We start from the raw sequence: 15,898 nt of genomic DNA, 5'->3' as shown, positions 1-15,898 counted from the left end.
GGACGCTGTTACGCGCCGGTCCGTTCCGCCTTCTGGGCCTTCTCCAGCTCGGCCCTCTCGGCCTTCGCGGCCTTCTCCGCGTCGGCGATCTGGCGCTTCGCCGCCGTCGCGTAGATGTCGACATACTCCTGGCCGGAGAGCTTCATGATCTCGTACATGACCTCGTCGGTCACCGACCGCAGGATGAACCGGTCGCCGTCCATGCCGTGGTAGCGGCTGAAGTCCAGCGGCTTTCCGATCTTGATCCCCGGGCGCATCAGCTTGGGTACGACCTTGCCGGGCGGCTGGATCTTCTCGGTGTCGATCATCGCGACCGGGATCACGGGCGCTCCGGTGGCGAGCGCCACGCGCGCGAGGCCGCCCGGCTTGCCGCGGTAGAGACGGCCGTCCGGCGAGCGGGTGCCCTCCGGGTAGATGCCGAAGAGACCGCCGCCCGTGATGACGTCGATGCCGGCCTTGATCGCCGCCTCACCCGCGCCGCGCGCACCCGAGCGGTCCACGGGGAGCTGGCCTACGCCCTTGAAGAACGCGGCCGTGAGCTTCCCCTTCACACCGGGCGAGGTGAAGTACTCGGCCTTGGCGATGAAGGTGACCTTGCGGTCGAGCACCGCGGGCAGGAAGAAGGAGTCCGAGAAGGACAGGTGGTTGCTCGCCAGGATCGCGGGGCCCTCGGCGGGAATGTTCTCGAGGCCCTCCACCCAGGGTCTGAAGGCAACCTTCAGTGACCCTCCGATGGAGAACTTCATTGCGCCGTAGATCAACCGAGTGCCTTCCTTTGTCTGTCGAACAGACCATAACCCGTGCCGGGCCTGCGTTCTCGCGCACAAGGCCGCCCGACGGACCTGGTCGGTGTCGGTCCGGTCGCGTACGGTGAAGGGCATCTTGCGCACCCCCCTCGCAGTACAAGACTCAGACTCACACTCATGAACAGGAGACCCCGGTGCCGGTCCTTCCTGGAGCCGAACCGTTCCGCCACGAGGGCGGAGAGGTCGGCGTCCTCCTCTGTCACGGCTTCACCGGTTCCCCCCAGTCGCTGCGCCCCTGGGCAGACCATCTGGTCGAGCGCGGACTGACCGTCTCCCTGCCGCTGCTGCCCGGGCACGGCACCCGCTGGGAGGACATGCAGCTCACGGGCTGGCAGGACTGGTACGCGGAGGTCGACCGCGAGCTGCGTGTACTGCGCGGGCAGTGCAGCCAGGTCTTCGTCTTCGGGCTCTCGATGGGCGGGGCGCTGACGCTTCGCCTGGCCGCGAAGCACGGGGACGCGATCACCGGGATCGTGGTGGTGAACCCCGCGAACAAGGTGCACGGCCTGTCGGCGTACGCGCTGCCGGTGGCCCGCCATCTCGTCCGTACGACGAAGGGTCTGCGCAGCGACATCGCGAAGGCGGGCTCCGAGGAGGTCGGCTACGACCGCGTCCCGCTGCACGCGGCGCACTCCGTGCGGAATTTCTTCCGGCTCGTCGACGGGGAGCTGCCCCAGGTGACGCAGCCGATGCTGCTGCTGCACAGCCCGCAGGACCATGTGGTGCCCGCGGCGGACTCGGCCCGCATCCTCAGCCGGGTGTCCTCGACCGACGTCACCGAGATCCTGCTGGAACAGAGCTACCACGTCGCGACGTTGGACCATGACGCGGAGCGGATCTTCGACGAGAGTTATGCGTTCATCGGCCGCCTCGCTCCGAGTGTCGGGAAGAAGGGGAGCACGACCGGTGGCTGAGCACGACGCGGAGCCTGCGGGCCGCGAGGAGGAGCGGGAGCCGGACGAGACGGCGGCGGACGCGGCTACGGCCGCGGCTGCCGCCGCCGGGGAGCCCGTCGGCAAGCCCGTCGACGAGGACGCCGCGTGGGCCGCGATCGTCGCGGGGTACGGCGAGGAGCCACCGGACCCGCCGGGCGCGAAGCCGTTCAAGTCGATCGAGGATCTCGCCCTGCCGGAGGGTGATTTCAACAGCGTGGATGGCGACCGGCCGCGGAAGTCGCTGAAGAAGGAGGACGCCGGGGCGGCGTCCGAGCACGACGAGACGGACCCGGACACGGACCCGGACGGGGGCCCGGACCGGAACAGACCGCTCGGCGGCTCCGTGGTGTTCGCTCCCGGCGTCGGCGGCCCGCGCAACTACTCGTTGGACGAGCCGGACGAGGACGACCTCGACGAGAGCGACGAGGGCCACTTCGTGCCGCCGGAGCCGCCGCCGCTGCCGCCCGCCGACACCACGGCCCGGTTCGCCTGGCTCGCGGTCATAGGCGGCCCTCTGCTGCTGCTCGCCGCGGTGCTGTTCCAGTGGGACATGACGTGGTGGCTGACGACGCTCGGCGTGGGCGGCTTCCTGGGCGGTTTCGGCACGCTGGTGGCGCGGATGGCGCACGGCGACGAGGAGGACGACGACCCGGGTCGCGGCGCGGTCGTCTAGCGGTTGCCGCACCTGGAGGTTGCCCCTCACCCTCCCCACCTGGACGACGAGCCGGTGAGGGGGGTGGTCCCGGGTTACGACGCCGGCACGCGCAGGGCCGCCAGCACCGGCAGATGGTCCGTGGCCGCCCGCAGGTCCGCCTCGGGGGCGCCCAACGGGACGCCGCAGCCCAGGACTTCGATCCCGGGAGTCGCGAAGACCGCGTCGATACGCTGATGAGGACGGTCCGGGGTAGAGGTGTACTCACCGCCCCACGGCTTCACCGCCCAGCAGTCCTGGAGCTCCCCCGCCAGCCGGCGGAAGGTCCGGCCGTCGGGCCGTTCGTTCAGATCGCCGCCCGCCACCGCGTGCGGTACGTCCAGCGCCGCGAGCCGGTCGAGCAGCATCCCGCCCTGCGCGTACCGCTCCTCCCGCTGGAGGCTGAGGTGGCAGCTCAGTACGCCGAGCCGCGCACCCCCGATCCGCACCACCGCCGTCGCGAACCCCCGCTGGTGCAGTCCGGGCGTACGCGGCAGCAGCACGTCATCGGTGCGCTCCACCGTCACCCGCAGCGAACACAGCAGCAGCGGGCCCGAAGCGGTCGCTCCGCCGCCGAGCATCACCAGGTCGCTGCGGGCGGCGAGCCACGCGGCGTGCTTGCGCCAGCGGAAGAAGCGCGGCGCCTCCTGCACGAGGACAAGGTCGGGCTCGCAGGCACCGATGACCCGGGCCAGCGCCTGGCGGTCGTCTCGCATCGAGCGGATGTTGTAGCTGAGGACACGGATCACGGCCGAACCGTCAGGCTCGGTACGGGACTCGGGCAGCGTGCTCGTCGTACTCGTCGCCATGCGGATCAAGATACGGAAGTGCCCGCCGCACCCCAAGGGGGCACGGCGGGCACGGCCACACGTACGTGAGCCGGTTGTCAGCCCTGGCGCGCCAGGTCCGCCGCCCCGACCAGGCCTGCCTTGCCGCCCAGCTGCGCGGCGAGCACCTGCGCGTGCGGACGCCACTGGCCGCCGATCAGCCAGCGCCGGAACGACTTGCGGATCGGGTCGAGCACCAGCTCGCCCTCGTCCGAGACGCCGCCGCCGACGATGAACGCCGACGGGTCGAAGAGCGAGGCCAGGTCGGCCAGGCCGGCGCCCGCCCAGCGGGCCAGCTCCCGGAAGGAATCCACGGCCACCGGGCAGCCCTGGCGGGCGGCGGCGCTGATGTGCTTGCCCTCGATGCCCGCGACCGTACCGTCGCCGAGGGCGAGCAGGATCTTGGCGTTCTCGGGAGTGGCGTTGGCGCGCTGCTTGGCGTACCTGACGAGGGCGCGCCCGGAGGCGTACTGCTCCCAGCAGCCCTGGCTTCCGCAGCCGCACAGCAGGCCGTCGGGGACGACCCGGATGTGGCCGAACTCGGCGGCCACGCCGAAGCGTCCGCGGCGCAGCTTGTTGCCGATGATGATGCCGCCGCCGAGGCCGGTGCCGAGGGTGATGCAGATGACGTCCTCGTGGCCCTTGCCGGCGCCGAACCTGTACTCGCCCCAGGCCGCCGCGTTGGCGTCGTTCTCCACGACGACCGGAAGCCCGACGCGCTGCTCGACCTTGTCCTTCAGCGGCTCGTGCCGCCAGTTGATGTTGGGCGCGAAGAGGACGGTGGCGCGCTTGTCGTCGACGTACCCGGCGGCACCGATGCCGACCGCCTCGATCTGGTGGCCCTTGCCGGCCTCGGAGACAGCCGCGCAGATCGCGTCGACGATGCCTTCGGCGGTCGGCGGCGTCGGCACCTTGTGCGTGTCGAGAATGGTGCCCTCTTCGTCGACCACGCCTGCCGCGATCTTCGTGCCGCCGATGTCGACGCCGATGGTGAGTCCCATGTGTCCCTCAGTTTTCGGTCGAGCCCCGCTAGGGCCAACCGTACCCGAGGCGCAGCTCAGTCCAGGTCGATGTGCGTGCTCGGCGAAGGGCCTTCGGGGCCGTCGTCCCCGTCGTTCTCACGGTCCGTCGGCTGAGCGGGGCCGCGGGTCCAGCGGCCTTCCTGGCCTTGGACGGCGGACCGGTAGGCGGCCAGCAGCTCGTTGCCCGCGGCGGCCAGGTGGTCGAAGACCTCCGGGTTGCGCTCGATGACGGGCTCGACGGCCGACTTCGCCTGGTCGATGAGCTGGCTGACCGTGCCCTGCGCGGCCATGCCCGGCAGGGCCGACTGGAACGAGGCGACCTTGTCGGCGACGGCGTCGACGAGCTTGCGCAGCTCCTCGGCGGCGGACCCCGGCTGAGCCCCGCCGCTCGTGGCGCGGCGGCGGGCCTTCTCGGCGGCGAGATCCTCGGCGCATGCCTTCGCCCACGCGTCGGCTTCGGGGGCCTCGGCGGGCTCGGCGGCGTCGGGAGAGGGACGCTCGGTGGCATCGCTCATGTCGGACTCCTGCGGGCAGGCGGCGGTTCGTACGGTACTTACGCCTCGTACCACCGACGTTACCCGAACGGCGGCAGCCGGTTCACTTGGTCTGCGGCCACAGCTTGGGGTCCGGAGTGAATCGCACCCTCAGTACGCCGCCGGTCAGGCCCGCGCCCGAGACGTCGCAGCGGCGCAGGGCGGAGGGCAGGTGCAGGATCCGGCGGAACGGGCCCGCGTCGAGGACGAGTTCGTCGCCCCGGCGGACCAGGCCGAGCTCTCCCTTCACTGCTCCCGGCAGCGGCAGGTGCCAGACGAGGAAACCGTCCTCCGCGAGGCGGTCCTCCACCGGCCACGGATCGTCCGCGCCCGACGGCCCCGGCTCCACCGCCAGGACCCCGCCCGCTCCCAGGGCGTCGAGGTCGTCGAGACCGCGCGGGTCCCCGCCGAGGTGACGCACCTCGCGGACCGGCGCCGCCGGCTGCCCCGCGCCGTACCACTCGGCCCACTCGTCCAGGCACTTCTGCTGCTGGGCGGCGAGCGGGGCCAGGAAGGTGTCCGGGGAGTCCTGCGGCAGCATCCGGTTCGCCGTCACCGCCTCCACGCGGAGGCCGAAGAGGGCCAGTCCGGTGCGGGCGGTGCGCAGTGCGTCAGCTCCCGCGGGCCCCGGCTCGGCGACCAGTCGTACGGTCGTTTCCGGGTCCGCGAGCAGCGCCTCGACGGCGGCCAGCTCTCCGTCCCAGCGGGCGGCCGTCTCGTACAGCCACTGCGCGGGCATCGGGACGCCGGCGAGCTGGGCGAGCATGGGCCGCAGCGCACGGGCCGCCTGGCGCTCGGGCGGCAGCAGCCTGCGTAGGTAGCGGCGCAGCTGCTCGGGGAGCGCGAGGGCGGCGAGGGCCGCGTGCAGCGGCGGCAGGTCGACGACGACGAGGTCGTACGCGCCCCCGGGGCCCGGCTCCTCGCCGCAGGACCGCAGGGCGCGGAGCAGTGCGAACTGTTCGCTGCCGGGGAGTTCGGTGAGTTCCTCGGCGGCCAGGCGGTTCGCGCCGAGCAGGTCGAGTACGGAGCCCGCGCGCTCCTGGAGGGCGAGGAGTTCGGCGCGGAAATGCGCGCCGGAGTCGGTCCTCGCGGCCCACAGGCCGGGCGCGGCCTCGGCCGGCGCGGAGCCGGTGGTTATGCCCAGGGCCGCGCCCAGGGTGTCCGCCGGATCGGTGGAGAGGACCAGGACGCGCTTCCCGCGTCGCGCGGCCGCCAGGGCGGTCGCCGCGGCGACGGTGGTGCGGCCCGCGCCGCCGGGGCCGGTGACGAGGACCGTGCGCATGCAGGACATCAGCCCTTCGGCTGGGTGGGTTCGCTCTCGACGCGCTTCTTGAGACCGGCCAGAGCACGGTCGATGATGACCTTCTCGGCCTTGCGCTTGATCATGCCGAGCATCGGGATCTTGACGTCGACGGTCAGCTGGTAGGTGACCTCGGTACGGTCGCCGCCGCCCGCCGGGGCGAGGCTGTACGAACCGTCGAGGGCGCGCAGCATCTGCGACTTGACCAGCGTCCAGCTGACCTCGTTGTCGCCGGTCCAGGTGTACGCGAGTGTGTGGTCGTCCTTGATCGCGCCGGCGTCCAGGAGCAGGCGTACCTGCTCGGCGCGGCCCTTGGCGTCGGTGGCGAGGACCTCGGCCTCCTTCACCTCGCCGGTCCACTCGGGGTAGCGGGCGAAGTCGGCGATCACGCCCATCACGTCGGCCGGTGCCGCCTCGATCGTGATGCTCGAGCTGGTGTGTTCCGCCATCGCTGTGGCTCCTCCAGTGCGGTAACCGGTCAGGGGGGCAGGTACTCGGGGGACTTGTCCGCGTGAAGGCTACCGCGACCGGTCGGGCCGCGATTCACCGCTCCGGGCTCACCACTCCAGGGCCCAGGGACGGCCGGAGGACGCGAAGTGACCGACATTGACGCATTCCGTGACGCCGACGCGCATGCGCTGGACCTGCGGCTGGTGGACGTGGCCGAACAGCGCGTACTTGGGCCGGGTTTTGCGGATCGCCGCGAGCAGCGCCCGGCTGCCGCGCTCGAACCGGCGGGCGACGGTGTCGTACACCAGCTCGGGCACCTCCGGCGGGATGTGCGAGCACAGCACGTCCACCTCACCCAGGGCCTCGACCTTGGCGGCGTACTCCTCGTCGTCGATCTCGTAGGGCGTACGCATCTGTGTCCTGAGCCCGCCGCCCACGAAGCCGAAGACGCGGCCGCCGATCTCGACGCGCTCGCCGTCGAGCACGGTGGTCCCGGGCCGGGCGTACTCGGGCCACAGCTGCGGCATGTCCACGTTGCCGTAGGTGGCGTACGTCGGGGTGGGGAACGCCGCGAAGAGTTCGGCGTACTGCGCCCGCACCGCCTCCTCGGTGGCGGCCGCCCGGTCGACGCCCGCCCACAGCCGGCGGCCGAGCTCCCGGGCCTCCTCGAAGCGGCGGGCGGTGCGCAGTTCGACGATCAGGTCCGCGTTCCCGGTGCCGAAGAGCTCGGGGAAGATGCCGCGGGAATGATCGGCGTAGTCGAGGAAGAGCACCAGGTCACCGAGGCAGACGAGCGCGTCGGCGCCGTCCCCCGCCCGAGCCAGATCCTTCGCGTTCCCGTGTACGTCGCTGACCACATGCACTCGCATGGCGATCACCCTAGGACGCCCGGGTCCCGCCTGGGTAGAGGGGGCCGGACCTGCGGTTACTACCGGGTTTCCGCGTGGTTGGACTAGTCTGCCCGGAGCACCGCCACCGCGTGTGACGCAGCGAACATCTGGCCGGAACCCCCTATCGGGAACCGACTACTGATGGGTAACGTCCGGGCAGTCCAACCGTGCTCACCCCACTGAGCACCTGCCCGGTCTTGGACCGGAACCGACGCGCACATTGACGTGGCGCCGGCGCCCGATGAGGAGCAGCAGTCTTGCGCGAGTTCAGCCTTCCGGCCCTGTACGAGGTCCCCTCGGACGGCAACCTGACAGATCTCATCCGCCGCAACGCCACTCAGCATCCCGATGTGGCTGTCATGAGCCGCAAGGTGGCAGGCGTCTGGACGGATGTCACCGCCACCGAGTTCCTCGCCGAGGTCCGCGCCGCCGCCAAGGGCCTGATCGCCGCCGGGGTGGCGCCCGGCGACCGGGTCGCCCTGATGTCCCGCACCCGCTACGAGTGGGTGCAGATGGACTTCGCGATCTGGACGGCCGGCGCGGTGACCGTGCCGGTGTACGAGACCAGCTCCGCCGAGCAGGTGCAGTGGATCCTGGGCGATTCCGGCGCGGTCGCCGTGATCGTCGAGAGCGACGGGCACGCCGCCGCCGTCGAGTCCGTGCGCGACCGGCTGCCCGCCCTCCAGCACGTCTGGCAGATCGACCGGGACGGCGTGGAGCAGCTGCGCGTCTCGGGCGCCGAGGTCACGGACGAGACGGTCGACGAGCGCAGCACGAGCGCCAAGGCCGACGACCCGGCGACGATCGTCTACACCTCCGGCACCACCGGCCGCCCCAAGGGCTGCGTGCTCAGCCACCGCAGCTTCTTCGCCGAGTGCGGGAACGCCGTCGAGCGCCTGAAGCCGCTGTTCCGTACGGGCGAGTGTTCGGTGCTGCTGTTCCTGCCGGCCGCGCACGTCTTCGGCCGGCTGGTCGAGATCGCGTCGGTCATGGCGCCGATCAAGCTCGGCTGCGTACCGGACATCAAGAACCTGACCGACGAGCTGGCCTCGTTCCGGCCGACGCTGATCCTGGGTGTGCCGCGCGTCTTCGAGAAGGTCTACAACTCGGCGCGCGCCAAGGCGCAGGCGGACGGCAAGGGCAAGATCTTCGACAGGGCCGCGGACACCGCGATCGCCTACAGCCGCGCGATCGGCACCCCGCAGGGTGCGTCTCTCGGCCTCAAGCTCAAGCACAAGCTCTTCGACAAGCTGGTCTACAGCAAGCTGCGCGCGGTGCTCGGCGGCCGCGGCGAGTACGCGATCTCCGGCGGCGCCCCGCTGGGCGAGCGCCTCGGCCACTTCTTCCGGGGCATCGGCTTCACGGTCCTGGAGGGCTACGGCCTGACGGAGTCGTGCGCGGCCACCGCCTTCAACCCGTGGGACCGGCAGAAGATCGGTACGGTCGGCCAGCCGCTGCCCGGGTCGGTCGTGCGCATCGCCGACGACGGCGAGGTGCTGCTGCACGGCGAGCACCTGTTCTCGGGGTACTGGAACAACGAGGCGGCCACCGCCGAGACGCTGACCGACGGCTGGTTCCACACCGGTGACATCGGCACGCTCGACGAGGACGGTTATCTCGCCATCACCGGCCGCAAGAAGGAGATCATCGTCACGGCCGGCGGCAAGAACGTCGCCCCCGCGGTGATCGAGGACCGTATCCGGGCGCACGCGCTGGTCGCGGAGTGCATGGTGGTGGGCGACGGGCGGCCGTTCGTCGGCGCGCTGGTCACCCTCGACGAGGAGTTCCTCGGCCGCTGGGCCGCCGAGAACGGCAAGCCGGCCGGTTCGACGGCTGAGTCGCTGCGCGACGACGCGGAGCTGCTGGCGGTCGTCCAGCAGGCCGTGAACGACGGCAACTCGGCGGTGTCGAAGGCGGAGTCGGTGCGCAAGTTCCGTGTGCTGCCGACCCAGTTCACCGAGGAGGCCGGTCACATCACGCCCTCGCTGAAGCTCAAGCGCAATGTGGTCGCGAAGGACTTCGCGGACGAGATCGAGGCGATCTACCGGGGCTGACCGGCCCCGTACGCGGCAGCGGCCCCCCGGAAGGATCCGGAGGGCCGCTGCGCTGTCCTGCGGGCTCGCGCGGGCGTCAGAGCAGCGTCTTGAGCTTCTCCGCGAGCAGGTCCCAGCGCCACTTCTCCTCGACCCACTCCCGGCCCCGCTCGCCCATCCGGCGCCGCAGCTCGGGGTCCTTGAGCAGCGCGACGATCCGGTCGGCCGACTCGTCGGCGGCGACCGCCGCCGGACCGCCGCGCACCACCCACCCGGTCTCTCCGTCGAGTACGGCGTCGGGCGCCCCGCCCGAGTCGCCCGCCACGACCGGCAGGCCGGTCGCCGACGCCTCCAGGTAGACGATGCCGAGCCCTTCGACGTCGAGGCCGCCCCGGCGCGTACGGCACGGCATCGCGAAGACGTCACCCGCGCCGAAGTGCGCCGGCAGGTCCGCCCAGGGCACGGCCCCCGTGAAGCGCACCGATTCGGTGACGCCCGTCTCGGCGGCCAGCTTCCTCAGTTCCCCGGCGTACGGCCCGCCGCCGACGATCAGCAGTACCGCGTCCGGCACCTCGCGCAGGATGCGGGGCATCGCCAGGATCAGCGTGTCCTGGCCCTTGCGGGGCACCAGGCGGGACACACACACCACCACGGGCCGGTCCGTGAGCCCGAGCCGCTCGCGGACGGCGTCGCCGCCGGAGCCCGGGTGGAAGGTCTTCTCGTCGACGCCGGGCGGGAGCTGGACCATGCGCGCGGCGGCCTGCGGCGTGAGCGCGGCCGCGATGCGCGAGCGCGTGTACTCACCGAGATAGGTGATCGTGTCCGTGTCCTCGCCTATCCTGCGCAGCAGCTGCCGGGAGGCGGGCAGCTGGGCCCAGCCCGCCTCGTGGCCGTGTGTGGTGGCGACGATCCGCCGCGCGCCCGCCCTGCGCAGTGCGGGAGCCATCAGCCCGAGCGGCGCGGCCGCCCCGAACCACACGGACGTACAGCCGTGTTCGCGCAGCAGTCCGGCCGCCCGCCGGGTGACGCGCGGCGTCGGGAGCAGCATCGTCGTCCGGTCGCGTACGACGGTGAACGGCTGCTCGGCGTCGAAGGCCCCGGTCGCCTCCGCACCCTCGCTGCCGCGCTTCCACGTGGAGGCGTAGACGACGAGCTGCTCGGGGTCCAAACGCAACGCCATGTTGTGCAGGAACGCCTGGATGCCGCCGGGGCGGGGCGGAAAGTCATTGGTCACGATCAAGGTCTTGTGCATCGCCGCCGACAGTACCGAACGGCCCAGCTCCTTGGCTCGCACAGCCCGGCCCTGCATCATGTCTCCCTCAGCGATGCAGGAAACGGACGAGGGTGGTCATGACGGGCGCAGGCAGTACAAAGCCCATCGGGGTGTGGGTGCTCACCCGGACCGTCCTGCTCCTGTGCGTCTTCAAGGTGCTCACCGTGCCCGGGCCGGACGTCACGAGCGACGTCTCGGTGATCTATCAGGGCTGGTACGAGATCCTGCGGACCGGCACCTTCCCGCTGGACGACATCACCTGGCAGTACCCGCCGGCGGCCGCCCTGGCGGTCCTCTCCCCCGCCCTGCTGCCGTTCCTCGGCTACGCGACGGCCTTCTTCGTGCTGGCCTGCTTCGCGGACGCGCTGGTCACCGGCCTGCTGCTGTACGCCGGACACCGCCCGGGCAAGCGGCTGGCGGGCGCGTGGGTGTGGGTGGCGGGGGTACCGCTGCTGGGCCCGACGGCGTACGCCCGGTACGACGTGATGGTCACCGCGGTCGCCGTCGCGGCCCTGCTGGCGGGGGCGCGCCACCCCCGCGTCCTGGGGGCGCTGGCGGCCTTCGGAGCGCTCCTGAAGGTGTGGCCGGTGCTGCTGCTCGTCGGCACGGCACGGGGGCGTGCGACCCGCGCCGCGTGGGCGGCGGCGGCTGCGGCCGGGGCCGGGCTCGTGGGGGCGTTCAGCGCCACGATGCCGGGGGCTCTCGCCTTCCTCACCTTCCAGCGCGACCGGGGCACCGAGGTCGAGTCGCTCGGCGCCCTCGTTTTCCATGTGGCGCGGCACTTCGGCTGGCGGGGCGAGGTGCTGCTCAATTACGGCTCGGTCGAGTTCGTCGGCCCGTACGTGCCGCTGGTCAGCGCGGCCGCGATGGTGCTGACCGGGCTCGCGTTCGGCTGGCTGCTGGTGTGGCGGGTGCGGGCGGGCGGGTTCCGGGCGTCGACGCCGTGCGACGCGGCCTTCGCCGCGGTCCTGCTGTTCACCACGACGAGCCGGGTGATCAGCCCGCAGTACCTGGTGTGGCTGGTCGGCCTGGCCGCGGCGTGCCTGGTCTTCCGGGGCAGCCGGATGGGGCGGCCGGCGCTGCTGGTGCTCGCCGCGGCCGGGGTCACGTGCCTGGAGTTCCCGGTGTGGTTCTCGCACGTCGTGACGAGCGACGGACTCGGCGTGCTGTTGCTGGTGCTGCGCAACGGGCTGCTGGTGGCGGCGACGCTGAGCGCGTGCCGCCGGCTGTGGCGGGACACGGTGCCCGGGCGGCGTACCGGCGACGCGAGGCCGCTGCCGGCGCAGCGGGCGGGAGCGGCGGGGAAGCGGAAGCAAATGGCGTCGTAGTGTGCGCGCCCCTCATGTCCCGCGGCGCCGGGGGAAGGCCGACTGGGACTCAGCCCAGCCGCTGCCGTACGTACTCCCGCCACCGCGCCGTGAAGTCCTCCGGGGTCGTTCCCAGCACATCCCCCATCGCCCGCTCCACCGCCCCCTCCCGCCGCGCCTGCCCGCCCACCGCACGGTAGAACGCGGTCAGCTTCTCCTCGCCCCACTCCTCCGCGATCAGCGCGCACGCCAGCCAGCCGCCCTCGTACGCCCGGCCGAGCGCCCCCGCGTCGCCGCCGAAGCCGAAGTCCTTGTCGGCAGGGAGGGCCGCCGGAAGATCGCCGGAGCGTACGGCCAACCCGAGCCCAGGGGCGATCTCCCCCGCAGTGCGCCCCGTCCCCCGGTACGCCGCCCAGTCGGCGAAGCCCTCCGAGAGCCACATCGGGGTGGCGGCGGAGGTGTGGGCGCGGGTGGCGACATGCGTGGACTCGTGGGTGATGACGATCCGCTGCCCGAAGTCGCCGAGCAGCCCGTACGCCTCGGGATTGACGATCACCCGGTCCGCGGGCCTCGCTCCCGAACCGCCCGCTTCCGCGCTCGTGACGGCCGCCGTTCCCCGGTACCCCGCCGCCGGGCCCCCCAGCAGAGCCCCCATGCCCTCGAGCGAGGGCGGCACGAGGATCACCAGCCGGCGGGTCCACCGCGCCGGCCAGGCCCGGTCCACCGCCGGGACCGCGCGGTCGGCGATGTCCGCTATCTCCCGCAGCCGTTTCGTGTCCTGCCCGGCGCCCAGGACCAGGCTGCGTTCGCCCCGTACGACAGTGACCCTGCCCTGCTCCCAGAGCCGGCCGCCGCCCCGGCGCTCCGGGCGCTCGGCCACGACGTACCAGCGCCCGTCGCGTCGCGTCAGGTCCAGCCGCTCGGCCACCTTCACGGGCGCCTCGTCGTACCCCGCGAACCGGTAGCGCAGCTCGACCCGCACGGTGGCGCGCCCCGTGCCCGTACGGTCGAGGCCCGTCAGCCGGTAGTCCCAGGAGCGCAGCGGCACCTCGGCGAGGTTCGCGAACTCCTCGCGCTCCGCCGCCCGCAGCTCTGTCGCGGCCGGGTCGAGCGCCGCCAGGTACGCCGCCTCGTCGCGGGAGACGACGGCCGCCGCCCGGCGGTCGAGCGTCCGCTGGATGTCCCGGGTCGCGGTGTCCGCGGGTTCCCCGGGCGTCGTACACGCGGACACGAGAAGGAGAGGCACGAGGGCGGGTCCCGCCCACCGCCTCCACCGCGTCCCACGCCTCCGGCCTGCCACCCAGCCGATCGTACGGGCAGGGCGGTCCGCTCAGCTCAGACCCGGGTCACCGACGAGACCGGCATCATGCCGACCGGGTCGTAGCGCACCGGGGCCCCGGGGTAGGGCGCGTGCACCACTTGACCGTTGCCCATGTACATCCCGATGTGGCTCGCGTCGTCGCGGTACGCCACGAGGTCCCCCGGCTGCGCCTGGTCGAGGGAGACCTGCCGTCCGGCGTACCGCTGTGCCTGCGAGGTACGCGGCAGGGAGACGCCGGCCTGGGCGTACGACCACTGCGTGAGGCCCGAACAGTCGAAGCCCGAAGGGCCGTTGGCGCCCCAGATGTACGGTTTGCCCACGGCTCGCTGTGCCGCCAGCACGGCGGCCGACGCGCGCGAGGAGGCGGGCGCCCCACCCGGCAGAGGCGGCGTCTCACCGCGGTCGCCGGAACGCGAGGACCGGCCGTCGAACTCCTCGCGCTCCTCCGTCGGCAGCGAGTTGAGCAGCCGCCGCGCCTCCGCGAGCTTGCGCTCGACGACGCGCTTGTGGCGGGCGACGGCGGCCCGGCTGCGCTCCAGTTCGCCGAGCTTGGTGGAGGCTTCCGCGCGCTGCTGCCCCAGCTTGCGCTGGGCGGCCCTGAGTTCGGTGAGGGCGCTCGTCTGGCGGGCGCCGATACGGTCGAGTGCCGCGGCCTTGGAGAGGTAACTGTCGGGGTCCTCCGACAGCAGCAGGGCGAGGGCCGGGTCCAGGCCGCCCGCCCGGTACTGGGCGCCCGCGACCGCGCCGAGCGCGCCCCGCATGCGGTTGATGCGCTCCTGGCCGCGCGCCGCCATGTCCTGGGCCTGGCCGACCTCTTCGCGCAGCCGGTCCGCGAGCTCGTCGGCCTTGTTGAACCTCTCGGTCGCCTGCTCCGCCTGCTCGAAGAGCCGGTCGACCCGCGTCCGGGTGGCCGTGACGGTGGCCGGGGAAGTGGCCGAGGCGGTCGCCGAGGAGCCGGCCGGCGACGTGTCGTGGGGGTCGGCGCTCGCCGGGGACGCGACGAGCGCTGCCGCCGCCGTCGCCGCGGCGGCGGACAGAACCGTGACCCGGGCGCTCTGCGTGAGGCCGGACTGTGAGGGACGCCGGTGGGTCGCCACAGGAAGCCGCACTCCTTCCACTGCGTGCAGCCCCCTGCCGCCCGGACGGGCGGACCAATGGACCGGGGGCTGCGCGAGCAGACAGTAGCGGTGCGATCACGCGGCGGCCAAAGACCTCGCCGGGCGGAGAACGGGCACAGACAGCGACGCCCCGCCGGAGAACCAGGTCACCGGCGGGGCGGACAGTCAGCGGGAGTTGCCGGAATTCGCCCGAATGGGCGGTGTCGGCAACGGCCGTCGCGACTGGCGTTTGTCAGACGCGCACGCCGAACTGGAAGGTGCCCATGTAGTCCATCGACTCGTACCGCACGTTGGCACCGGGCTTCGGGGCGTGCAGGATCTGGTTGTTGCCGGCGTAGAAGCCGACGTGCGCCAGGTTGTTGAAGAACACCATGTCGCCCGGCTTGAGCTGGCTCTTGCTGTACAGCTTCTGGCCGTCGTTGTGCTGGGTGAACGTGGTCCGGGAGATGGAGACACCAGCCTGGGCGAACGCCCACTGGGTCAGCCCGGAGCAGTCGTACGCGTTGGGCCCGGTCGCACCGGAGATGTACGGCTTGCCGATCTGGGTGGCCGCGGCGCTCAGCGCGGCGGCGCCGCGGTCGGAGGCCGGAACCTCCTTGCCGAGGTTCACGCGCTCGCTGGCCGCGCGGCTGGCGCGCTGCTCCTTCTCCCGCAGCTCTTCACGCTCGGCGGCGGTGAGCGTGTTCAGGAGCCGCTGCGCCTCGGCGAGCTTGCCCTGGAACTTCTTCTTCTTCTCGCCGAGTTCCTGGCGTACGTCTTCGAGGTCGTCGAGCTTGTCCGTCGCCTCGGCGCGCTGCTGCGCCAGCGAGCGCTGCTTCGCCTGGATCTTCTCGAGCGACTCGGCCTGCTTGGCGCTCAGCTGGTCCATCGCGCCGGCCTTGTCGAGGAAGGTGTCCGGGTCGGCGGAGAGGAAGAGCTGCACGGAGGGGTCGATGCTGCCGGTGCGGTACTGGGCACTGGCCACCGAACCGAGCGCGCCGCGCATCTCGTTGAGGTCCTCCTGGCCGCGGGCGACCTTGTCCTGGAGGTTGTCGACCTCTTCCTTGAGCTTGTCCTGCCGCTCCTTGGACTGGTTGTACTTCTCCGTCGCGGCTTCGGCCTCGTGGTAGAGCTTGTCGACCTTGGCCTTGACCTCGCTCTTGGTCGGCTTGGGGTCGGCCTGAGCGGTCTGGGACGTGAGCGCGACGGCTGCGGCTGCGGTCGCGGTGAGCACGGTCACACGAGTGCGGCTCGGCTGCTTGGGACGACGGTGGGACGCCACGAAGGCGAGCTCCTTCTTCCTCGAGCCGCCTACCGGGATCGGGGACGTGATCCCCGGCTCCACGCTTCGGCTCCCCCGCGGAAATGGACCGAATTGCATGGACTCGGCGGTACCTTCGCTGACACCCCGGA

The 15,898-nt window shown here is 72.2% G+C and carries 15 protein-coding genes; 4 read left to right on the top strand and 11 right to left on the bottom strand.

Translation table 11 applies throughout. The features are described 5' to 3' along the window. Positions 1-8 precede the first annotated feature (8 nt). The gene (locus ACWIHY_RS20540; protein ID WP_454377209.1) at positions 9-746 is read right to left on the bottom strand and encodes a lysophospholipid acyltransferase family protein; all 738 of its coding nucleotides are present in this window, start codon (positions 744-746) and stop codon (positions 9-11) included. Positions 747-940: 194 nt separating this feature from the next. On the opposite strand from ACWIHY_RS20540, the gene ACWIHY_RS20535 reads away from it, so the two are divergent. Continuing rightward, entirely contained in the window at positions 941-1,720 is a 780-nt protein-coding gene (locus ACWIHY_RS20535; protein ID WP_454377082.1) for an alpha/beta hydrolase, read from the top strand. Next, positions 1,713-2,414 (top strand): hypothetical protein, encoded by a 702-nt coding sequence (locus ACWIHY_RS20530; RefSeq protein ID WP_454377081.1) that lies wholly within the window; start codon positions 1,713-1,715, stop codon positions 2,412-2,414. Before ACWIHY_RS20535 ends, ACWIHY_RS20530 begins: the two co-directional genes overlap by 8 nt. Positions 2,415-2,488: 74 nt before the next feature. Here ACWIHY_RS20530 and ACWIHY_RS20525 read toward each other — a convergent pair whose 3' ends face one another. The 6 genes from ACWIHY_RS20525 to ACWIHY_RS20500 form a co-directional block, all read right to left on the bottom strand. Beyond that, on the bottom strand, positions 2,489-3,241 hold the full coding sequence (locus ACWIHY_RS20525) for an endonuclease/exonuclease/phosphatase family protein (protein ID WP_454377080.1): 753 nt from the start codon (positions 3,239-3,241) through the stop codon (positions 2,489-2,491). Between the two features lie 77 nt (positions 3,242-3,318). Continuing rightward, positions 3,319-4,260 (bottom strand): ROK family glucokinase, encoded by a 942-nt coding sequence (locus ACWIHY_RS20520; RefSeq protein WP_454377079.1) that lies wholly within the window; start codon positions 4,258-4,260, stop codon positions 3,319-3,321. A 56-nt stretch (positions 4,261-4,316) separates the two neighbouring features. Continuing rightward, positions 4,317-4,796: a DUF5304 domain-containing protein gene (locus ACWIHY_RS20515; protein WP_454377078.1), complete on the bottom strand. Its 480-nt coding sequence runs from the start codon at positions 4,794-4,796 to the stop codon at positions 4,317-4,319. Positions 4,797-4,878: 82 nt separating this feature from the next. After that, positions 4,879-6,096 carry an ArsA family ATPase gene (locus ACWIHY_RS20510; RefSeq protein ID WP_454377077.1) on the bottom strand — a complete coding sequence of 406 codons (1,218 nt, stop codon included), beginning with the start codon at positions 6,094-6,096 and terminating at the stop codon, positions 4,879-4,881. A gap of 8 nt (positions 6,097-6,104) precedes the next feature. Beyond that, the gene (locus ACWIHY_RS20505) at positions 6,105-6,563 is read right to left on the bottom strand and encodes an SRPBCC family protein (RefSeq protein WP_454377075.1); all 459 of its coding nucleotides are present in this window, start codon (positions 6,561-6,563) and stop codon (positions 6,105-6,107) included. Between the two features lie 108 nt (positions 6,564-6,671). Continuing rightward, positions 6,672-7,421 carry a metallophosphoesterase family protein gene (locus ACWIHY_RS20500; protein WP_454377208.1) on the bottom strand — a complete coding sequence of 250 codons (750 nt, stop codon included), beginning with the start codon at positions 7,419-7,421 and terminating at the stop codon, positions 6,672-6,674. A 290-nt stretch (positions 7,422-7,711) separates the two neighbouring features. On the opposite strand from ACWIHY_RS20500, the gene ACWIHY_RS20495 reads away from it, so the two are divergent. Beyond that, complete coding sequence (locus tag ACWIHY_RS20495; RefSeq protein WP_454377074.1) at positions 7,712-9,508, top strand: AMP-dependent synthetase/ligase; 1,797 nt, start codon at positions 7,712-7,714, stop codon at positions 9,506-9,508. 76 nt (positions 9,509-9,584) lie between these two features. Here ACWIHY_RS20495 and ACWIHY_RS20490 read toward each other — a convergent pair whose 3' ends face one another. After that, on the bottom strand, positions 9,585-10,739 hold the full coding sequence (locus ACWIHY_RS20490; protein ID WP_454377073.1) for a glycosyltransferase family 4 protein: 1,155 nt from the start codon (positions 10,737-10,739) through the stop codon (positions 9,585-9,587). 98 nt (positions 10,740-10,837) lie between these two features. Here ACWIHY_RS20490 and ACWIHY_RS20485 point away from each other — a divergent pair, with 98 nt between their 5' ends. Beyond that, positions 10,838-12,088 carry a glycosyltransferase 87 family protein gene (locus tag ACWIHY_RS20485; RefSeq protein ID WP_454377072.1) on the top strand — a complete coding sequence of 417 codons (1,251 nt, stop codon included), beginning with the start codon at positions 10,838-10,840 and terminating at the stop codon, positions 12,086-12,088. A gap of 49 nt (positions 12,089-12,137) precedes the next feature. Here the strand turns inward: ACWIHY_RS20485 and ACWIHY_RS20480 are convergent, their stop codons facing one another. The 3 genes from ACWIHY_RS20480 to ACWIHY_RS20470 all read right to left on the bottom strand — a co-directional run bounded on the left by ACWIHY_RS20480 (position 12,138) and on the right by ACWIHY_RS20470 (position 15,767). Then, positions 12,138-13,313 carry a hypothetical protein gene (locus tag ACWIHY_RS20480; RefSeq protein ID WP_454377071.1) on the bottom strand — a complete coding sequence of 392 codons (1,176 nt, stop codon included), beginning with the start codon at positions 13,311-13,313 and terminating at the stop codon, positions 12,138-12,140. An 89-nt stretch (positions 13,314-13,402) separates the two neighbouring features. Continuing rightward, complete coding sequence (locus ACWIHY_RS20475) at positions 13,403-14,485, bottom strand: NlpC/P60 family protein (RefSeq protein ID WP_454377070.1); 1,083 nt, start codon at positions 14,483-14,485, stop codon at positions 13,403-13,405. 253 nt (positions 14,486-14,738) lie between these two features. Beyond that, positions 14,739-15,767 carry a C40 family peptidase gene (locus ACWIHY_RS20470; RefSeq protein WP_454377069.1) on the bottom strand — a complete coding sequence of 343 codons (1,029 nt, stop codon included), beginning with the start codon at positions 15,765-15,767 and terminating at the stop codon, positions 14,739-14,741. Positions 15,768-15,898 lie beyond the last annotated feature (131 nt).

Source organism: Streptomyces sp. NPDC055287, assembly GCF_053646035.1.
Note: the sequence above shows the minus strand (reverse complement) of the source record. Positions and strands in the feature narration are given on the sequence as shown.